Raw genomic sequence first — 15990 nt, 5'->3', positions numbered from 1 at the left:
GTCAGGCCCAGGGGGCCAGGGTGGGCAGCGGGCCGTCGGCCTGCAGTCCGGCGCCGTCGCTGCGCCCGGTGATCCAGGCCGCCACCTCTGGCAGCGTGCCCGCCACGGCCAGCGCGCCGGTCCCCCACTCGCGGTCGCCGGCGAACAGCGCCACGTCGGGGACGGCGTCGCGGGCGTCCCACTGCCGGAACACGTCGTCGAGCACCGCGGCCAGCACGTCGTCCGGGACGTCGGCGAACCCGATCCCGGCGTCGAGGTCGATCGTGTGCACCCACACCTCACGGGCCCGCAGCCAGGGCAGCTCCGCGGCCGGCAGGTCGCGGCCCTGGCGGGTGCGCACCTGCACGGCCCACGCCTCCCCGGGCAGGTCGCGGACGGCACCGGCCAGCCGCTGGGTGGCGGCCAGGACGGCGCCGCGCAGCTCGACCGGGGACAGCGCGGCGGTCTCGGCGATCTGCGCGTCGCGGGCCTCGTCGGAGGAGTAGGCCGGTGTCTCGACCCCGGTGCGTGCCCAGGTCAGCAGGTTGACCAGGGCGTCGGCGTTGCCGGCCAGGTGGGCGAGCACGTACGCGCGGGTCCAGCCGGGCAGCAGCGACGGCCCGTCCAGCTCCTCGTCGGTGAGCCGGCCCAGCGCCGTCCCGAGGTGCTCCTCCCCCTGCCGCCACCAGTCCAGCTGCTCGGTCGGCGCGGTCATGGGATCTCCTCGGTCAGCGGGGCGGGACGCCCTCACCCTGCCTCGTCGGGCCGGTCGTGGCGAGCGGAGTCCGCGCGGCTTCCGATGGGCGGGCGGAAGGGGTTGGATGGAGGTGCCACCGGGAGCGGGCCCCACCGGGCGACCCGTCCCGGCGGCTCCAGACCGGAGGTGCCGTGCCCGCTCGCCCTGTCCTGCTCACCGTCGACGACGACCGCACGGTCAGCCGCGCCGTCGCGCGCGACCTGCGCCGCCACTACGGCGACCGCTACCGGGTGGTGCGTGCCGAGAGCGGCGCCGACGCCCTGGCGGTGCTGCGCGAGCTCACCGCCCGCGGGGAGCTGACCGCACTGCTGCTCGCCGACCACCGGATGCCCGGCATGACCGGCGTGGAGTTCCTCGAGCAGGCGATGGACCTCACCCCCAGAGCCAAGCGGGTGCTGCTCACCGCCTACGCCGACACCGACGCCGCCATCCGGGCGATCAACGACGTCGACCTCGACCACTACCTGCTCAAGCCCTGGGACCCGCCGGAGGAGCTGCTCTACCCGGTCCTCGACGAGCTCCTGGAGGACTGGGCGCGCACCACCCCCGCCCCCTTCGACGGGCTGACCCTGCTGGGCCACCAGTGGTCGCCGGAGACCCAGGAGCTCAAGGAGTTCCTGGCCCGCAACCAGGTCCCCTACCGGCACCTGCAGGGCGAGAGCGGCGCCGCGATCCGCACCGCCGCCGGCCTGGACGACGACGCCGCACTGCCGGCCACGGTCTTCCCCGACGGCACCGTGCTCAGCCGCCCGTCGCTGCGCGACGTGGCCACGAGGTGCGGGCTCGCCACCACCGCCGGCAGCCCCTTCTACGACGTGGTCGTCGTCGGCGCCGGCCCGGCCGGGCTCGGCTCGGCGGTCTACGCCGCCAGCGAGGGGCTGCGCACGCTGCTGGTCGAGCGCACCGCCACCGGCGGGCAGGCCGGGCAGTCCAGCCGGATCGAGAACTACCTCGGTTTCCCCCATGGGGTCTCCGGCGCCGAGCTCGCCCAGCGGGCGCGGGACCAGGCGGTGCGCTTCGGGGTGGAGGTGCTCACCGCCAGCGAGGTCACCGCGATCACCCCCAACGGCGACGGCCGGGCGCTCAGCTTCGCCGACGGCAGCCAGGTCACCGCCCACGCCGTCGTCCTGGCCACCGGTGTCACCTGGACCCGGCTGCCGGCCCGCGGCGCGGAGGAGTTCGCCGGCCGCGGCGTCTACTACGGCGCAGCCGCGCACGAGGCGGCCGACTGCTCCGGCGAGGAGGTCTACGTCGTCGGCGCCGCCAACTCCGCCGGGCAGGCGGCGCTGCACTTCGCCAAGTTCGCCAGCCGGGTCGTGCTGCTGTGCCGCGGCACCGACATCCGCGCCAGCATGTCCGAGTACCTGGTCGCCCGGATCCTGGCCAACTCCGCCATCGAGGTGCTCACCTGCACCCAGGTGCTCGCCATCGAGGGCGACGACCACGTCGAGCGGCTGGTGCTCTCCAACGCCGCGACCGGGCAGACGACCACCGTGCCGGCGTCCCGGCTGTTCGTCTTCATCGGCGCCCAGCCGCCGACGGCGTGGCTCGGTGACGCCTTCGCCCGGGACGCGCGCGGCTTCCTGCAGACCGGCCCGTCGCTGCTGGACGCCGAGGGGCGCCCGCCACGCGACTGGCCCCTGTCCCGCGCCCCGTACCACCTGGAGTGCTCGGTCCCCGGGGTCTTCGTCGCCGGCGACGTCCGCGCCGAGTCGGTCAAGCGCGTCGCCTCCGCCGTCGGCGAGGGCGCCATGGCCGTCACGCTCGTGCACCGCTACCTGGAGGCCATCGGATGACCGCGACCACCCCGCAGATCAGCGTCGCCGAGCTGCGCACGCTGTTCCTGTTCGAGTCCCTCGGCGAGGCGGAGCTGGCCTGGACCGCCGAACGCGCCGACATCCGGGTGTTCGACGCCGACGTCGTCGTCTTCTCCGAGGGACAGCCGGCCGAGTCGCTGTACGTGCTGCTGGAGGGCGGGCTCCTGCTCACCAAGCACGCCGACGGCGAGGACGTCGTCATCAACGACACGACCCACCGCGGGTCGTACTCCGGCGCGACCCGGGCCTACGCCACCGGCGCCCCGGAGGAGTACCCGACGACGATGCGCACGACGCGGCCCAGCCGGTTCCTCCGGCTCGCCGCCGACGACTTCACCACCCTGGTGAAGGAGCAGTGCCCGATGGCGGTGCACCTGCTCGACGGGCTCTACGAGGGCGTCCGCGCGACCGAGTCGGCACTGCGCCAGCGGGAGCACCTGGTGCAGCTGGGGCACCTGTCGGCGAACCTGGCCCACGAGCTGAACAACCCGGCCGCGGCGGCGGTGCGGGCCACCGAGCAGCTGCGCGGCCGGATGGGCGCCATGCGGCACAAGCTGGCGCTGCTGGCCGACAGCGGGCTGTCCCCGGAGCTGGTGGGCCGGCTGGTGCGGACCCAGGACGCCGCGGTCGAACGGTCGCTCAAGGCGCGCCCGGACCTCACCGCCCTGGAGGAGAGTGACCTCGAGGACGCGATCGCCGAGCGGCTGGAGGAGGTCGGGGTCGACCAGGTCCAGGCCTACGACCTGGCACCGGTGTTCGCCGCGGCCGGGATGGACGCGCAGTGGGTGGACGACGTCGTCGAGCAGGTCGACTCCGGGCTGGAGTGGAGCGCGGCGTTCGGCTGGCTGCGCTACACCCTGGAGACCGAGACCCTGATGAGCGAGATCGAGGAGGCCTCGACCCGGATCTCCTCCCTGGTCGGTGCGGTGAAGCAGTACTCGCACCTGGACCAGGCCCAGCACCAGGACCTCGACGTGAAGCCCGGGCTGGAGAGCACGCTGGTGATGCTGGCCCGCAAGCTGACCGGCATCCGGGTGCAGCGGGAGTACACCGCCGCCCTGCCCGCGGTGCCCGGCTACCCGGCCGAGCTCAACCAGGTCTGGACCAACCTCATCGACAACGCGGCCGACGCCATGACCCGGGACGGCGTGCCGTGCGGCGTGCTCACGCTGCGCACCCGGGCCGACGCCGACGCGGTGTTCGTCGAGGTCTCCGACGACGGTCCGGGCGTGCCCGAGGACGTCCGCGACCGCCTGTTCGACCCGTTCGTGACCACCAAGCCCGCCGGCGCCGGCAGCGGCCTGGGTCTGGAGAACGCCCGGCGGATCGTCGAGCGCCGGCACGGTGGGTCGCTCAGCTACACGACCGGCCCGGAGGGGACGACGTTCTGCGTGCGGCTGCCGCTGCACCGGTCGCGGTGACGTGACCGGCTGGCAGGTGGAACGGGGCGCGGTCTGCGGTCACGCCGACGGGCTGCCGCCCGCGCCCGGGCCGGCGGAGGCGTGCGAGGACTGCCTGCGCACCGGTGGGCAGTGGGTGCACCTGCGCCGCTGCCTGAGCTGCGACCACGTCGGGTGCTGTGACTCCTCGCCGCACCGGCACGCGACCGCGCACGCGACCGCGACGCAGCACCCGGTGGTCGCCTCGGCCGAGCCGCGCGAGCACTGGGCCTGGTGCTATCCCGACCGGGCCCTGCTGCTGCCCCGTTCCTGACTCCCTGCGGTGTGCGCCGGGCCGCGCCGGGTAGCGGGCCGGGCATGACGCAGACCTTCGTGGACTCCCTCGGCGTGCACGGGACGACGGCGGAGGACGGCACCGCGCGGCTGCACCTGGACGCGACGGAGGAGCACCTCAACGCCGCCGGCACGGTCTGAAAGGACCCCCCTGCCCCCCACCACTCGCACGCTCGCGGCGGGACCCTGCAGGGGGGCCAGAGCACCGGCGAGGACGACGTCCCGGCGACCAGCCAGCTCACCGTCACCTACCTGCACGCGGGAGCGCCCGGCCACCTGGTGGTGACCGGGCGCGTGGTGACCCAGGGCGAGCACCTCACGGTCTGCGAGGCCGACGTCGAGCAGGACGGCCGGACCCTGGTGCACGCGGTGGCGACCTTCGCCGTCCTCCTCCACTGACCCAGCCCGCGCGGGCGGGGCCGGCCTCGGACTAGGCGGGACGGCGCCCGGCGCGGGTACGGGCTGCGGCGACCTCGTCGGGGGTGAGGGCGTCGGGGGTGCCGCTGCGGCGCGCGGTGGCCTGCGCGTCCAGCCAGGAGACGTGCCGCTCCCATGCGGCCCGCGGGGAGACCGCCAGTGCCCGGGCGATCTGCGCCCAGTCGGCGCCGCCACGCAGGGCGGCGGCGATGCCGAGCTGGCGGTTCTCGTGGGCCTTGCGGGCCACGACCTCGCCGAGGGCGAGCAGCTCGAGCGCCTCGTCGGCGTCCAGCTGGGTGTTGGTGCCGGCCTTGAAGCTGGCCCAGTCGTCGTCGTCGTCCGCGCTGTCGTTCGGCGCGTCGACGACCACGTTGTCGCGTCGGCTGAGGAAGTCCAGCCGGCTCACCGCCGTCATGAGGGAGAACTCGCGCTCCATCACCTCAGGGGTGGTGGCGACCTCAGGAATCGTCGTCATGACCACAGTATTGCGCCCGACCACACGGGGTGTGACCCCGTCGTGACATTGATCTCGCAGGTGCGCACGGTGCTGGCGCTGCGGAGCCGGGTCGGGACGGTGCGTCCCGATCCGGCTCCACGAGGGTCACTCCTGGACGCCGACGGCCTGCTTCGCGAGTGCGGCGAGCCGGGCCTGGACGGCGCTGACGACGCTCGACCGCGCCTTGTGCGCCTCCTCGTAGCGGATGATCGTGCGCACGTCCTGCGGGTCGGTCAGGGCGCGCACCGCGCGGGCGATCTGCGCGGTGGTCATCGAGTCGTAGCCCGGGACGGGCAGCTCGGCGGCGGACACGTCGCCCAGCTCGCGCCGGGTGGCGGCCACGGTCTCGGCCGCGGCCGTGTTGCCCTCCCGCTGGGCGATCCGCTCGGCGCGGCGCAGCGAGGCGACCCGGCCGACGGTGAGCGTCTCCCGGACGGCGTCGGTGAGCGCGCTCGCCCGGCCGGTGACGTCGTCGACGACCCCGGTCACCGCTCCCCCGGCCTGCTCGCCGGCGTGCTGCGCGGAGTCCACCGCACGGTTGACGGTGTTCGCGGCGAAGCGCACCGGGAGGTTGGCCAGCCGGGTCGCGCCGCCGGCCACGCGCTGCAGCGGCGTGGCCCGCAGCGCCGCCGGACCGCCGAGCGCCTCCTCGGCCAGCACGACGGTCAGCCACTCGACGGTCGCGGCGTGCGCGGTCACGAGCCGCTCGGCCAGCGCGTGCACCTGCGGCTGGTCGGCGGCCTGGGCCAGCACCTTGAGGTAGGTGGCCCGGTCGAGCAGCTGGTGCTCCAGCTGCAGGTCGCCCAGCAGCGCCTCGTCGATCGGCTCGGCCTGCTCCAGCGTGCCCTTGACCAGGGCGGCCAGCCGGCCGAGCACCGGGGTGACGACGTCGGTCAGGCCGCCGAGCTCGCGCAGCTGCTCGGCGATGGCGGCGCTGCGCTCACCGGCGTGCTCGGCGTTCTCGGCGAGCTCGCGGCGGACGGCGTCGGTGCGGGCCTGGCCCATCCGGATCCGGGCGATCTGCTGCTCGGTCTGGGTCAGCTGCAGCAGCGCGCGGAGCTGGGAGATGAGCGTGGCGGTCTGGACGGTGGCGGGAACGGCCATGGGGGGCTCCAAGGGTGGGGTGCGGCCGGGCACCTCCTCCATGCCCACCGGAGGCTGCGCGCTAACAAGAGCAAGCACACGGCTAGCAGTGAGGACCGTCACGAGCAGAGGGGCAGGAGCCCCCCCGGCGGGGTAGGAGGCCAGACCAGGTCTGCCCACACCCGCACCGGCGAGGACAGTGGTGCCGACGCAGAGGAGGGCCACCGTGGCCAAGACGACGAGCGACGACCACCGGGACCCCGACCTGATCGCTGTCCAGGCGGGCAGCGCGGCCGCCAGTGAGATGACCCGCCCGGCAGGGCTGGACCGGGACCGCATCCTCACCGCGGCCATCGCCTTCATCGACGAGAACGGGCTGTCCGCGCTCACCATGCGCCGGCTCGGGGCCACGCTCGGGGTCGAGGCGATGGCGCTCTACCGCTACGTCCCGGGCCGCGAGGACCTGCTGGACGGCGTCGTCGACCGGGTCGTGGAGACCCTGTTCGACAAGGACGACGGCGACGACATCTACGTCGAGGACCACAACGGGTGGCAGGACTACCTGATGCGGCTGGCCCACGGCGTCCGCCGGATCGCCCTCGCCCACCCCTCGGTCTTCCCGCTGGTCGCCAGCCGCCCGCCGGCCGCCCCCTGGGTGCGCCCGCCGCTGCGCAGCCTGCGGATGGTCGAGTCCTTCCTCGGCACGCTGACCGACGCCGGGTTCCCCGACCAGGCCGCGGTCGCCGCCTACCGCGCCTACTCCAGCTTCCTGCTGGGCCACCTGCTGCTCGAGGTCACCCAGCTCGGTGCGCAGGTGAGCCTGCTCGACCAGCCCGAGGGCGACCCCGAGGCGCAGGCGAACACCGACCTCACGCAGTTCCCGGCGTTGTTGCGCACCGAGAAGCTGCTGTCGCGGGACAAGTCGGCCGCGGAGTTCGAGGAGGCCCTGGAGAACCTGCTCGACCGGCTCGAGCGGGTGCTGCGGGAGACGCGGGCCTCCGACGGGGACGCCGGCGACCTGGCCTGAGGTCACATGACTCAGCGTCAGCGTGCAGGACGTGTCGTCGTCGGCGCGAGGGCTGACACCCAGGTCGGTCGCCCACCGCCGATCGGTGACAATTCCTGACCTCGTGATCGTTTACGCCGTAAACGGTCGGGCACAGTGCTGTCCGTCGGACGGTGAGCACCAGCTGCCGTCCACAGACCACCCAGATCCCCCCTGGAGGAGCACTGTGATCACCCAGCAGGACATCAACACCATCATCGGCGGCAACGCGGTCGACAGCGACGGCGACAAGCTCGGCAAGGTGGGCCAGGTCTACCTGGACGACCAGACCGGCAGCCCGGAGTGGGCGACCATCAGCATGGGCCTGTTCGGCAGCCAGGAGCACTTCGTGCCGCTGACCGACGCCAGCGTCTCCGGCGGCACCCTCGCCGTGCCGTACCAGAAGGCCAAGATCAAGGACGCCCCCCGCGTCGACGCCGACCAGGGCCACCTCTCCCCCGAGGAGGAGGCTGAGCTCTACCGCTACTACGGCGTGGGCACCGGCACCGCCGGCTACGACACCGACACCACCCGGACCACCGGCACCGAGACCGCCGGCTACGCCGCCGCCGGTACCGCGGGCGTCGACACCGACACCAACCGCCACGGCACCGTCGGCCACGACACCTCCGGCCCGACGACCGACAACGCGATGACCCGCTCCGAGGAGCAGCTCCGCGTCGGCACGCAGACCGTCGAGGCCGGCCGCGCCCGCCTCCGCAAGTACGTCGTCACCGAGAACGTCACGACGACCGTCCCGGTCTCCCACGAGGAGGTCCGGATCGAGCGCGAGCCGATCACCGACGCCAACATCGGCAACGCCCTCGACGGCCCCGCCATCTCCGAGGAGGAGCACGAGGTCGTCCTGCACGCCGAGCGCCCCGTGGTCGCCAAGGAGGCCGTGCCGGTCGAGCGCGTGCGCCTGGACGTCGACACCGTCACCGAGCAGCAGACGGTGACCGACACGGTCCGCAAGGAGCAGATCGAGGTCGACGGTGACGGCGTCACCGGCCACGGCACCGCCGGTCACTCGAACGACGGCCGCAGCCTGGCCGACAAGGCCAAGGACGCGCTCGGTCGCGACGACCGCCGCTGATCTCCCCGGGTCACCGCGCAGGTGACCCCGGGTCGCCCTCGCGGTGACCCACCCCGCCGCTCAGCCGGCCGCCGGGCCTCGCGCCCGGCGGCCGGCTGACCCGGCCAGCGCACGCACGACCCGCACGATCCGCACGACAACCCCGGCTCCCCCCCGCTCGACGCGGCTCCTGCCGCGGCTCGCACCAGGAGCTCCCGTCGCGATCACCGGCCTCGGCTCGTCGCCCTCCGTGGCCGCGACCGTCCCGGTGTGCCGGCGCCCAGAGCAGGCGCCCACCGCGATCTCCTCCGCCGAGCCCGCGCGGACCGGCAGGCCACGAGAACCGACCCGGCGGCCGCCCTCCGCACCGAGGCCCACACGGCCTCCCACCCACTTCAGCCCACCCAGCCGTCGGCCGGCCGACCCTGCCGTCCGACCGCATCCCGAACTCGTCGCGATCGGCGAGCGGCTGCTCGCCCGCCGATCGCGACGACCACCCCAGGAGGACAGCATGAGCACCGCCGCGCACGACCCGAACGACTCCACCACCTCGACCAGCGACCGGACGACGAGCTTCCGCAACAACGCGGCGGCCAAGGCCGGCAACGGCGCTCGCGCCAGCAAGGGCGCCGCCCGCGACGCCGTGGACGCCCAGCACGAGCGTTTCGGTGGCATCAAGTGGGGAGCTGCCTTCTTCGGCTGGCTGTCCGCCAACGGCCTCGCCGTCCTGCTGATCGCGCTCATCTCCGCCGCCGGCGTGGCCATCGGCCTCACCCAGGGCGTGCCCTCGGCCCAGGAGGCCACCTCCAACGCCAGCGGCATCGGCATCGGCGGCGGCATCGCGCTGCTGGTCGTGCTGTTCCTGGCCTACCTCGCCGGCGGCTACGTCGCCGGCCGCATGTCCCGCTTCGACGGCCTCCGTCAGGGTGTCGCCGTGTGGGTGATCGGCCTGCTCGTGGTCATCGCCCTGGCGATCCTGGCCGCCGTGGCCGGCGCGAAGTACAACGTGCTCTCCCAGCTCAACCTCCCCCGCATCCCGATCAACGAGGGCACGGCCACCACCGCCGGCATCATCGCCCTGGTCGCGGTCCTGCTGGTCACCCTGCTCGGCGCCATCATCGGCGGCAAGCTCGGCGAGCGCTTCCACCGCAAGGTCGACCGGGCCGGCTTCAACGCCGCCTGATCACCCCACATGCCTGCACCGTCGTCGTCGACCAGGGGGAAGGACGGCGACGGCGGTGCAGCTGTGACCCGGCCCGCCCCGGCGGCGCCGACGCACCTGGACGCCCGGACGGGGCGGTGAGCGCACCAGCGCTCACCGCCCCGTCCTGCGTCCGGCGCCCGACCTCCTCCTCCGGACCGCCGACGAGGTCACTGCGGGTGACGAACGGCCCGCTGACCTGGGCGCTCACCTCTCGGCCGGCCCGGCGCCCACCGGTACCTGCGCCCCGTCCGACGACCCCGCCGGCCCACCACACCCGCACCACCGGGCACATCCGTCCCATTCGACTGCCCGTCGGTAGGGGAACGTTCCGTCCGACCGGGTAGACAGAACGCATGGGGAACGTCGCTGACCGCCAGCCGAACTCCGGGGGCGCCGTGCCCTCGCCGTCGGTGACGGTCGGACTGGACCTCACCGTCGCCCCCGCACTCACCGCCGCCCTCGCCGCCTCCGGCGCGCCGGTCGTCTCCCGACTCGTGCTGACCAGCACCGCCGACCTCCCCGGCGCGCGACTGCGGCTCGCCGTCCAGGACGCCGACGGGCCCGTCGGGTCCCCGGCCGAGCTGGTCGTCGACCTGCACGCCGGCGCCGCGACCGTCGTCCGGGACGTCCGCCTGGCGCTGGACCCGGCGGTCATGCGGGCCACCACGGCCCCCTCGCTGGCCTGGGTGCGGGTCCAGCTGGACGCCGGGGGGACGCTGCTGGCCGAGCGCCGCGTACCGGTGCACGTGCTCCCCGCCGCGCAGTGGGCGCCCACTCCCCTGCCGCTGGCCCTGTCACTGCTGGCCGCACACGTCCAGCCCGAGGACCCGGCGGTCACCGCACTGCTCGCCGAGGCCGCCCAGCTGCTGCTGGAGGGCACCGACAGCCCGAGCATGCCCGGCTACATCGAGGGCTCGGAGCGGGTCGACGAGGTGGTCGAGGCGCTCACCTGGGCGATGCGCCGCCGCGGGATCCGGGCCGAGGAGCCCCCCGAGGGCCGGGTCGACGCCGGGCAGCGGGTGCGCACCCCCGGCGAGGTCCTCGACGGTCAGGCCGGCACCGGCCTGGACACCGTCGTCACCCTGGCGGCGGCCTGCGAGCGGGCCGGCCTCCGGCCCCTGCTGTGGGTCGTCGAGGGGCACGCCTTCCTCGGCTACTGGCGGGAGGACCGCAGCGCCGAGGACGCCGCCACCACCGACGTCACCGCGCTGGTGGCCGAGGTCGACGCGGGGGCGATCGGCCTGGTCGAGACCCGGCTGCTCACCGACCGCGGCAACACCAGCGCCGACCTGCACGGGCCGGCCTACCGCGCCTGGCTGACCGGCGACCGGGCCCGGGTCCTGGGGGTCACCGACCTCGCCCGCGCCCGCGAGCAGGGCGTGCAGCCGCTGCTGCTGTCGTCGCCGGCCGTGGACGAGCCCGCGCCGGTCGAGCCCGAGGCCGAGCCGGAGACCGCCACCGAGCCCGAGCCGGTCGCCGTCGAGGTGCTGCCCGACCCCCCTGCCACCGCCACGGCCCCGCCGCCGGCCCGGGTGCAGCAGTGGGCGAACGCGCTGCTGGACCTCAGCGCCCGCAACCGCCTGGTCAACAACGTCGAGCGGGCGGGCGTGCCGCTCACCGTGCCCGGCGACGCGCTGACCGTGCTGGAGGACATCGTCGCCACCGGGTCGACGCTGACCCTGCTGCCCGGTGACCAGCTCGACGACGCCGACCGCGAGCGCGGGCTCCGGCTGGCCACCGAGCTGCCCCCGCAGGTGCTCACCGAGCTGCTCACCCGTCAGCGGTCGGTGCACGTGGAGGTGCCGCGCGCGGCCTACCTGCCGCGGCTGCGCGCCCTGGCCCACCGGGCGCGCACCGGTCTGGAGGAGACCGGCGCGAACAACCTGCACCTGGCGCTGGGCAGCCTGCACTGGGAGTCCGAGGGCCGCCCGCTGCGCTCGCCGCTGGTCCTCGTCCCGGTCGAGCTGACCCCCGCCCCCGGCGGCGTCTTCCGGCTCACCCTCGACGAGTCGGGTGCCGGCACCCCCAACTCGTGCCTGCTGGAGAAGCTCGCCCGGACTCGCGGGCTGACGGTCCCCGGCATGGCCGCCCCCGCCGACGGCCGTGGCCTGGAGCTGGCCACCGCACTGCGGGCGATGCAGGAGGCGGTCACCGCCGCCGGGCTCCCCTGGCGCGTCGAGGCCACCGCCGACCTCGCCGTCCTGCCGTTCTCGACGACGCGGATGTGGCACGACCTGACCCGGCACTGGCCCGTGCTGGCCACCAGCCCGCTGGTCGCCCACCTGGTCGAGCGGCCCGACACCCCCTTCGCCGACCCGGCCCCCGACACCGCGGACGCCGTCGACCTCGACGAGCTCGCCGCCCGCTGCCCGCTGCCCGCCGACGCCTCGCAGCTGCGGGCCGTGGCCGAGGCCCTGGCCGGGCGCAGCTTCGTCCTCGAGGGCGCCCCGGGCACCGGCAAGTCGCAGACCATCGCCAACCTGCTGACCCGGGCCGCGGCCGAGGGGAAGCGGGTGCTCTTCGTGGCCGAGAAGCGGGCCGCCCTGGACGTCGTGTCCCGCCGGCTGGACGCCGTGGGCATGGGCCAGTTCACCCTCGACCTGCACGACCGGGGTGCCCGGCCGGCCGTCGTCCGGGCGCAGGTGCGGGCCGCGCTCGAGCACGCCGTCTCCCTCGACGAGCCGGGGCTGGCCCGCGACGCCGAGGAGCTGCGGTCGGCCACCGCCAGCCTGGAGCACTACGCCGAGCTGCTGCACGCACCCAACCCGGCCGGGACGTCGCTGTACTCGGCGCACACCGACGCGCTGGCCGCCGACCCCCGCACCCCGCCCCTGCCGGTGACCGGGTCCTTCGCCGCCCGCGCCGACGCCGACGTCGTCACCGCGGTGCGCCGGGCGCTGGCGCTGCTGCCGGAGATCGCCGGCCTGGCCCGCCCCTCGTCGACGCACGCCTGGGGTTTCATCGACACGATCGAGCTGGACATCACCGCCGTCCAGCAGGCCGCCGCCGCCGTCGACGCCGCCGTGCGCGAGCTGCCCGCCGACGGTGGGCTGGCCGGCGCCGTGCGCGCCGCCGGGACGGCGGAGGACCTCGACACCCTGGTCCACCTGCTCACCGGTCCACGGATCGGGCTGGGGGTGCTGGACGAGGTGCGCTCGGCCCGCTGGCACGCCGCCACCGAGGACGTCGCCGCCCAGATCGCCGCCCTCGTGGCCGCGCCGCACCCGGCGTGGGACGTCGTCACCCCCGAGGCCCTGGAGCTGCCGCTGGCCGAGCTGAGCGAGGAAGCCGGTGCCGCCGCCGACACCGGCTGGCTGGCCCGCCGCGGCAAGCTGGCCTCGGTGCGCGACCGGCTCACCCCGGTGCTGCAGCCCGGCGCCTCGGTGCGGCCCGGTGACGTCGTCGACCTGCTCGCCGAGCTGCGCCGGGTGCAGGCCGCGGTGCACTCCCTCGGTGCCCGCGCCGCGGGCATCCCCGGCCTGCAGGTGCCCGTCGACTGGAACCCGTTCCTGGACTCCGGGCGGTTCCTGGTCGACGCCGAGGTGCGCTGGCTGCGGCGCGCCGCGGCAGCCGTGGCCGGTGACTCGCGGCTGGCCCGCGCGCTGCGCCGCGCCCTGGCCGCCGGCCCGCTCGCCGACGCCGCTGCCGCCGACCCGGTCGCCCGGCTGCGGGACGCCGTCACGCACCTGCTGGCGGTCTGCTCCAGCACCCCCGCGCTGCTCGCCGCCTGGACCGGGGACGAGGGCCTGGTGCTGCGCTGGGCGATGACCCGCCCCGAGCGCGGTGTGGAGTACGTGCACCCGCTGTCGCTGCGGCGGTGGGTCAGCCTGCTCGACACCCTCGAGCCGCTGCGGCTGGCCGGGCTCACCGAGGCGCGCACGCTGCTGCGGCACGGTCTGGTGCGGGCCGAGGACGCCGTCCACGCCTTCGACCGCGGGCTGGCCGAGGCCACGGTGGCCGAGCGGCGCGCGTCGACCGGGCTGGACGAGTTCGAGGCCGGCCGGCACGAGCAGACCATCGACCGGTTCGCCACCGCGTCACGCGCCGTCCGGTCGCACCTGACCGCCGCGGTGCCGGCCAGGCTGCTGGCCTCCCGGCCCGTCGACGTCACCGCGGACGACGGGCCGGTCGGTGCGCTCAAGGTCGAGCTGGCCCAGCAGCGCCGCGCGCTGGGCGTGCGCGGGCTGCTGGCCGCCCACGGCGAGCTGATCACCGCGCTGATGCCCTGCGTGCTGGTCAGCCCGGACACGGTGGCCCGGTTCCTACCCGCCACCGCGGACCTGTTCGACCTGGTCGTGTTCGACGAGGCCAGCCAGATCCGGGCCGCGGACGCGATCGGCGCACTGGGCCGGGCGCGGGCCGCGGTCGTGGTCGGCGACAGCCGGCAGTTGCCGCCGAGCTCGGTCGGCGACACCAGGGGCGCCGACACCGACGGTGCCGGCGACGCCGACGAGGAGAGCATCCTGGCCGCCTGCGTGCGGGCCGGCGTGCCCCGACGGTGGCTGTCGTGGCACTACCGCAGCCAGGACGAGACGCTGATCGCCTTCAGCAACGCCCAGTACTACGACGGCCGGCTGTCGACCTTCCCCACCCCGGCGCACGGCCGGAGCACCTCCCCCGCGCCGTCGCACGACCGCCGGTCCGCGGCCGCCGGCGGGCGCGGGATCTCCCTGGTGCGGGTGCCCGGCACGTTCCTGCGGTCGGGCCCGGGCCTGCGCACCAACCCGGTCGAGGCGCAGGCGGTGGTCGACGAGGTGCTGCACCGGTTCGCCCTCGCCCGCCCGCCGGTGCCCTCGATCGGCCTGCCGGTGGTGCCCTCGATCGGGGTGGTCACCTTCAACGCCGCGCAGCGGACCCTGATCGAGGAGCTGCTGCGCGACTCCGGCGACGAGCGCGTCGCCGGCGCACTCGACCGCACCGACGGCGAAGGCCTGTTCGTCAAGAACCTGGAGAACGTGCAGGGCGACGAGCGGGACGTCGTGCTGTTCTCCACCGGCTTCAGCCCGGACGCCGCCGGTCGGCTGCCGCTGAACTTCGGCCCGCTGAACCGCCGCGGCGGGGAGCGGCGGCTCAACGTGGCCGTCACCCGGGCCCGGCACCAGGTGGTGGTGTTCAGCTCCTTCACCCCTGAGCAGCTCCGTGCCGAGGAGACCCCGTCGCTGGGGGTCAAGCACCTGCGCGCCTACCTCGACCTGGCCGCCCACGGCCCGGCCGCGCTGCCGGGCACCGCCCACCGGGTCGCGGTCGAGGACCGGCACCGGGACGACGTCGCCGCCGAGCTGCGCGCCCGTGGGCTCGCCGTGCACACCGACGTCGGGCTGTCGGACTTCCGCATCGACCTCACCGTCGCCCCGGCCTCCGCCCCGGACTCCCCGGTGCTGGCCGTCCTCCTGGACGGCCCGAGCTGGGCCCGGCGCGAGACCGTCGGTGACCGGGACGGCCTGCCGGTCGAGGTGCTCGGCGAGCTGATGGGCTGGCCGGCCGTCGAGCGGGTCTGGCTGCCCACCTGGCTGGCCGACCGGCAGGGCGTGCTCGACCGGCTGGCCGACGCCGTCGCAGCCGCCACCCCGCCAGAACCCGAGCCGGAGCCGGAGCCGGAGCCGGAGCCGCTGCCCGAGCCGCTGCCCGAGCCGGAGGTCGAGCCGGACGTCGAGGTGCTGCCCGAGCCCGAGGTCGAGCCGGAGCGCGTGACCGCGGAGCCCGACGCGCAGTCCGAACCGGCGCCGGAGCCGGTCTCCGGGGCGTGGCCGGCGCACGTCCTGCCGCGGGTGACGCCGTCCCTCGCGGAGGACCGTCCCTGGGACGGCTCGCTCGCCGAGGTGATCCAGCTGCGCCCGGCCGCCCCCGAGCCGGTCGTCGACCCCGCCACCTCCTGGGAGCCGGCGCCGGTCGTCGACCCCGCGCCCGTCGTCGACCCTGCGCCCGTCGTCGACCCTGCGCCGGTCGGGCAGCACGAGGCAGCCGCCGAGTCCGACGCCGTGGTCGAGGCGGATCACGCCGAGGCAGTCGTCGCACCCGAGCCCGTCATCGGGGCACCGATCGTCACCGAGGCGGAGGCCCCCCAGGAGCCGCGGCGCGTCGAGCGCCGGGCGAAGCACGCCGCCGAGCCCGAGGCAGCGCCGGAGCCCGTCGCGGCGCCCGCCACCCTCGTGGAGCCTGCCGCCTCTCCGGAGCCCGCCGCCTTCCTGAACGCCACCGCCCTCGACCCCGAGCCGGTCGGCCAGCCCGACCCCGTCATCGTGCCGGTCGCGGAGGTCCCGTCCCCCAGCGATGCCCCGTCGGCCGTCCAGGCCGAGCCCCATGTCGAGCCCGAGTCCGAGTCCGAGCCCGCCGCCGAGCCCGAGCCCTCCGCCGGAGCCGAGCCCGCCGCGGGAGCCGAGCCCG

The 15990-nt window shown here is 75.5% G+C and carries 11 protein-coding genes; 8 read left to right on the top strand and 3 right to left on the bottom strand.

The window, feature by feature from the left end:
• Position 1: 1 nt before the first annotated feature.
• On the bottom strand, positions 2-694 hold the full coding sequence (locus GCU67_RS01085) for a maleylpyruvate isomerase N-terminal domain-containing protein (protein ID WP_163609188.1): 693 nt from the start codon (positions 692-694) through the stop codon (positions 2-4).
• 173 nt (positions 695-867) lie between these two features.
• Here GCU67_RS01085 and GCU67_RS01080 point away from each other — a divergent pair, with 173 nt between their 5' ends.
• From GCU67_RS01080 to GCU67_RS21545, 4 genes are all read left to right on the top strand, one after another.
• Complete coding sequence (locus tag GCU67_RS01080) at positions 868-2532, top strand: FAD-dependent oxidoreductase (protein WP_163609186.1); 1665 nt, start codon at positions 868-870, stop codon at positions 2530-2532.
• Entirely contained in the window at positions 2529-3974 is a 1446-nt protein-coding gene (locus GCU67_RS01075) for a sensor histidine kinase (RefSeq protein ID WP_163609183.1), read from the top strand. Before GCU67_RS01080 ends, GCU67_RS01075 begins: the two co-directional genes overlap by 4 nt.
• A 1-nt stretch (position 3975) precedes the next feature.
• Positions 3976-4266 (top strand): UBP-type zinc finger domain-containing protein, encoded by a 291-nt coding sequence (locus tag GCU67_RS01070; protein WP_170310988.1) that lies wholly within the window; start codon positions 3976-3978, stop codon positions 4264-4266.
• Between the two features lie 206 nt (positions 4267-4472).
• Positions 4473-4685, top strand: coding sequence for an acyl-CoA thioesterase domain-containing protein (locus tag GCU67_RS21545; protein WP_276508352.1), 213 nt, complete (start codon positions 4473-4475; stop codon positions 4683-4685).
• Positions 4686-4716: 31 nt separating this feature from the next.
• Here the strand turns inward: GCU67_RS21545 and GCU67_RS01060 are convergent, their stop codons facing one another.
• Together GCU67_RS01060 and GCU67_RS01055 are read right to left on the bottom strand one after the other, a co-directional pair.
• Entirely contained in the window at positions 4717-5178 is a 462-nt protein-coding gene (locus GCU67_RS01060; protein ID WP_163609182.1) for a hypothetical protein, read from the bottom strand.
• 126 nt (positions 5179-5304) lie between these two features.
• Positions 5305-6303 carry a ferritin-like domain-containing protein gene (locus tag GCU67_RS01055; protein WP_163609180.1) on the bottom strand — a complete coding sequence of 333 codons (999 nt, stop codon included), beginning with the start codon at positions 6301-6303 and terminating at the stop codon, positions 5305-5307.
• A 205-nt stretch (positions 6304-6508) separates the two neighbouring features.
• Here GCU67_RS01055 and GCU67_RS01050 point away from each other — a divergent pair, with 205 nt between their 5' ends.
• From GCU67_RS01050 to GCU67_RS01035, 4 genes are all read left to right on the top strand, one after another.
• Positions 6509-7309 carry a TetR/AcrR family transcriptional regulator C-terminal domain-containing protein gene (locus tag GCU67_RS01050; protein ID WP_163609178.1) on the top strand — a complete coding sequence of 267 codons (801 nt, stop codon included), beginning with the start codon at positions 6509-6511 and terminating at the stop codon, positions 7307-7309.
• A gap of 205 nt (positions 7310-7514) precedes the next feature.
• Positions 7515-8423: a DUF2382 domain-containing protein gene (locus GCU67_RS01045; protein WP_163609176.1), complete on the top strand. Its 909-nt coding sequence runs from the start codon at positions 7515-7517 to the stop codon at positions 8421-8423.
• 490 nt (positions 8424-8913) lie between these two features.
• Positions 8914-9585, top strand: a complete 672-nt coding sequence (locus GCU67_RS01040; RefSeq protein WP_163609174.1) for a hypothetical protein — start codon at positions 8914-8916, stop codon at positions 9583-9585.
• Between the two features lie 374 nt (positions 9586-9959).
• On the top strand, positions 9960-15990 hold a 6031-nt coding region (locus GCU67_RS01035; protein WP_211660555.1), incomplete at its 3' end, for a DUF4011 domain-containing protein.

It is taken from the genome of Modestobacter muralis (genome assembly GCF_010682105.1).
Classification (GTDB): domain Bacteria; phylum Actinomycetota; class Actinomycetes; order Mycobacteriales; family Geodermatophilaceae; genus Modestobacter; species Modestobacter muralis.
This window is presented reverse-complemented; position numbering and strand designations above follow the sequence as displayed.